Annotated in this window: 4 protein-coding genes; 2 read left to right on the forward strand and 2 right to left on the reverse strand. The window is 59.9% G+C overall.

Features of this window, described 5'->3' with window-relative positions:
- Window positions 1-128 precede the first annotated feature (128 nt).
- Complete coding sequence (locus tag QMG72_RS17660; protein ID WP_226776260.1) at window positions 129-725, reverse strand: TetR/AcrR family transcriptional regulator; 597 nt, start codon at window positions 723-725, stop codon at window positions 129-131.
- Window positions 726-854: 129 nt separating this feature from the next.
- On the opposite strand from QMG72_RS17660, the gene heR reads away from it, so the two are divergent.
- Window positions 855-1649, forward strand: coding sequence for a heliorhodopsin HeR (heR, locus tag QMG72_RS17665; protein ID WP_283481349.1), 795 nt, complete (start codon window positions 855-857; stop codon window positions 1647-1649).
- A gap of 9 nt (window positions 1650-1658) precedes the next feature.
- Here the strand turns inward: heR and QMG72_RS17670 are convergent, their stop codons facing one another.
- Window positions 1659-2555, reverse strand: a complete 897-nt coding sequence (locus tag QMG72_RS17670; protein ID WP_283481350.1) for an NAD-dependent epimerase/dehydratase family protein — start codon at window positions 2553-2555, stop codon at window positions 1659-1661.
- Window positions 2556-3190: 635 nt separating this feature from the next.
- Here QMG72_RS17670 and QMG72_RS17675 point away from each other — a divergent pair.
- On the forward strand, window positions 3191-3745 hold the full coding sequence (locus QMG72_RS17675; protein WP_226776263.1) for a hypothetical protein: 555 nt from the start codon (window positions 3191-3193) through the stop codon (window positions 3743-3745).
- The last annotated feature ends 260 nt before the right edge of the window (window positions 3746-4005 follow it).

A 4005-nucleotide genomic window follows, 5' to 3' on the forward strand; every position in this document is an offset into this window, starting at 1 on the left:
CTACAATCATGAACGGCCCCACGGATCCCTGGACGGCATGACGCCGAAGCGCTACTGGGAAACCTGGACGCAAGAAAACCAATTAGCTATCGCATAGACGCTGGACTGCTAACGGGGGCCCAACCAGTCTAATCCAGGTCTGTGGTGAGGACGAGTTCAATAGTCTGTGTGAGTAGTGCGAGTTCGGCGTTCTCCTCGAGGTCCGGCCACTCCTCTTTGATCTCCAGAAGCTCGTGCAGGAATGACATTCCGGTGACGATGACCGCGAGCAGCACGGCCCGTTCCCGGGGGCGCGAGAGCCCGAGTTCGGTCATCATGGGCAGCATCATTCGACTGATGAAGATCTCGCGGAGCTGCGCTACAGCCTCGGGTTTCGAACTGGCTGCCCTCATCATTCCGAGGATGTTGCTGGCCTCGGGCGAGTTGACCGACTCGAGGATGCGGCGACCTATAGCCCGCGCAGCCTCCGCCCGTGGGAGAGTTGCCATGAGCTTTGGTGCAGCGAGAGCTTCCTCGCTCGGTGCGGGCATCGACGCCGCGAACAGGTGCTCTTTGCTGGAGAAGAAATAGATCGCAAGACTCGGATCGACTCCCGCTCGCTCGGCGATCATCCGCATAGTAGTCCGCTCATACCCGTGCTCGGCGAAGAGAGAGCGCGCGGCTACGAGGATCTGTTGCTTGCTTTCGCTGGTTCCCCTTCGGCGACCTGCTCGTGCGGTGGTCATTGGCACATCCCGGCCTAGTCGTGGTCCTTGACATGCAATCGTAGCGATCTCTTGAAATTTTAATTCAACGGCCGTTCAATTAGAGGGCGCAGCAACAACATCCCTACCAGCGAACCAAGGGGCAACGCCGTGACTCAGTCCTTGACATCGCCGTCGATTGCGACGGGCGTGACTCCCGAACGCCTTCGAGGCTTACGGCGGTGGAACATCGCACTAGCAGTACTGCACCTCGGCCAGGCTGCCGCGCTTCTCTTCCTGACGAACGACTTCGCAATTCCAGTGCTCGCTTCGTATGTTGATGGTCCTCCCGGAGCAGGAGAGGAGGGAGGCCTCGTAACCTCGACGCTCTTCGAGCTGACCATCGGGTATGTTCTCGTGGCATTCCTCGCACTGGCTGGCACTGATCACCTGCTGACGGCGACGCTCGGCCGCAAAATCTATGAGCGTGACCTCCGGCGCGGCATCAACCGGTTCCGGTGGGTCGAGTACTCGTTGAGCGCGACGCTCATGGTCATCGTGATCGCACTCTACTGGGGCATCGTGACTATCAACGCCCTCTTCGTCGTCGCCGGCGCCAACGTCGCAATGATTCTGTTCGGATACCTTCAAGAGCGAATGAACCCCCCGGGCCGAACATCGACCACGATGGTTCCGTTTTGGTTCGGTGCGCTGGTTGGAGTGACTCCGTGGGTGGCGATGGGCCTTAACATCCCGCTGTACTCCGACGCTCCGGAGTACATCTTCGTCATCTTGGCGATTCAGGGCGTTCTCTTTTTCTGCTTCGGACTCACTCAGTGGCTTCAGTACCGGGAAATAGGCCCGTGGGCCAACTATGCGTTCGGTGAGAAAACGTATCTGGTGCTGAGTCTCGCGGCGAAATCCCTGCTGACGTGGCAGGTCTTCCTGGCCTCTCTCATCGAATGAATAAGTGCCCTAACCAAGGATTCGGGCTGAGAGGGATTCCGCCGCTGCGACTACGTGGTCAAGGTGGTTGTCGGAAATCAGCCAAGGGTTGGGTTCTATTGGCTGGGCATGCCGATTGAATAGTGCGCCTGATCTGTCTTCCAAAGCGGGGTGGACCACGAGGGGCACCACTTTTTCGGCGTAGGCCTCCGCGCTCTGGAACAGCAGACCTATGAGGGTCTGCTGTGCTCGTAGTTTCAAGGTCGCTTGGCCGAGGACACCGGCCATGATGTTGGTCTTGATGATGCCGGGATTCATACCGAACACGTTGATGTCCGGAAACCGGGCGGCAGCATGGTGGACCAGAGCCTCGTTGAACACGACGGTGTTGCTGTGGGCCGTCTGCCAGCGGTAGTTTCGGGTCAATTGCACGTCCGTGAGGTCCAGCGCGCGTTCGCCGCCGGGAAACCCCCAGACAAAAAGGCGCGGCTTCTGCCGGGGCGAAGGCCTTCCCCGGCCCAGCCGTGGCGCCAGTTCCTGGGCAACGACCCACCGGCTCATCGCGCTCGTGGCCAGATCTTTCTCTACGCCTTCCGGTGTCTCTTGGCGGGTCCGTCCCGCAAAGATCCCGTGGGTGAGCAGGACTGCGTCGAAGGTTTCGGCCGGCAAGTCGCGGGCCATCTGGCGGGAGTTGTTCAAGGACGACAGGTCTGCCGGGATAAATGACCTCTTGGGGTGAGGAGGGTCCTTGAGCGTCCTTCCGACGACGGTGACCTCGGCCCCTTTGCGCAGCAGGGACTGGGTGATGGCCCGGCCGAGGCCGCCGGTACCGCCGAAGATCACCACGCGAAGACCCTCGTAATCGGTCTGGGCAGAAGACAGCGTTCCGGGTTTCCAGTCCTGTCGTACCGTTCCGAAGGAAGACATCTGTAACTCCATTCTTGGCCGAAGATTCGGCCTACGCCACCACGTCGAGGCCCAGCGGGCCGCCGCCGTGCGGGCCGTGGCGGATTGGTTAGGGGGCCCAGGAGTTGACGTTAGACGGCTTTGAGCCCAGTGTGGACGGACGGGGAGCACCGCGTGCTCCAGAATCATTCGCTCAGCTTCTCACGATCGTCCGGTTGAGGATCGGCTTGCGGGCGCTGGTGCGACTAGTGGAACATGGTCCCGCCCGTTTCGAAGTCGCCGGAACCCCGTCATCGAAGCTGGGGCGCCACCGCAACCATGATGCGGAAAATGATTTCTCATTGGCGGTCCTGCAAAGCCACGGGCAAGCAGGGGACAGATCGGTAGAGGTCCCGATCGGACGAATAGAGGGCTCTATTTCCACTTGCTATGTCAGCGACATTGGGACCGTAGATGAGGCGCTGAAAGAGTTCTTGAAGAATCCGACCGCAGCGTCTCTCGGTGCGGAGTGGGACACTGCAGAGATTGCATTCGACCTGCGCCTCAGCGCATAACACCTGAAATGGAGTCGTAGACGACTGACGTAAATTCGCTGGCCCTCGATATGCTGACGTTTTCCGGGCTGATTCGACTCATCCGTCATCCGTCAGCCGCAGGTGGCCGAGAACTATGAGGCACGGGCGAAGTATCTTCTATCCAATCCTGCAGCCGAAGATGTTGAGGAAATCCGTGCATGGGTCCGCCTGACACTCCAGGGAGGTGCTGGTGGACTCGGCGACAAGTACGTGCAGAAGACGGACGGGTCGGTGGATAGGGCGCTTAACCAGCAGTATCAGGACCTACTGCAGAAGATGACCGACTTCGCACTTGGCGCTGATGAGTCATGGTCGCTGCTCCAGCAGATGGGGAACACCATGTTCGCCCATGGATACACCTACCTTCGCCTGGTCGAGGTCCCAACTGGCAAGTGGCCCTGCCTGCGCGGACACACCATGTACGAGGTGATGACCGCGCCTGGCCTGACCCGCCAGGTGAATTCGACTCTTCTGGGTGGTGCCGTGGGCTACGACCCGCGCGGCACACGACGAGACATGCAGGAGTGCCAGATGACGGCACGCCGCCTTTTCGATGAGGGCCGGACCGATGACTGGGTGCACTTCTCAAGCTCTCAGGTGATTCCCGGTGAGACGCTGCGGCGGGCGACTGCGTGAAACATGGCGGATAGCGGACTATAGACTCGGCCTGTAGTGATGGGGGACTGACAATGGGCAAGATCAAACCGGCCGAATTCTGGCTGGAACTGACTGCACTGTCGGCTTTTTTGTCCTCGTTGCGGTCTTCTTCCTGGTTGGGCCCCCGTTAGCAGTCCAGCGTCTATGCGATAGCTAATTGGTTTTCTTGCGTCCAGGTTTCCCAGTAGCGCTTCGGCGTCATGCCGTCCAGGGATCCGTGGGGCCGTTCATGATTGTAG

This window comes from Pseudarthrobacter sp. PH31-O2, from assembly GCF_030063265.1.
GTDB lineage: Bacteria > Actinomycetota > Actinomycetes > Actinomycetales > Micrococcaceae > Arthrobacter.

Bases quoted from the DNA above. Each gene is read 5' to 3' on its own strand.
- QMG72_RS17660 (WP_226776260.1), bottom strand. From the start codon at position 725: ATGACCACCGCACGAGCAGGTCGCCGAAGGGGAACCAGCGAAAGCAAG.
- QMG72_RS17670 (WP_283481350.1), bottom strand. From the start codon at position 2,555: ATGTCTTCCTTCGGAACGGTACGACAGGACTGGAAACCCGGAACGCTG.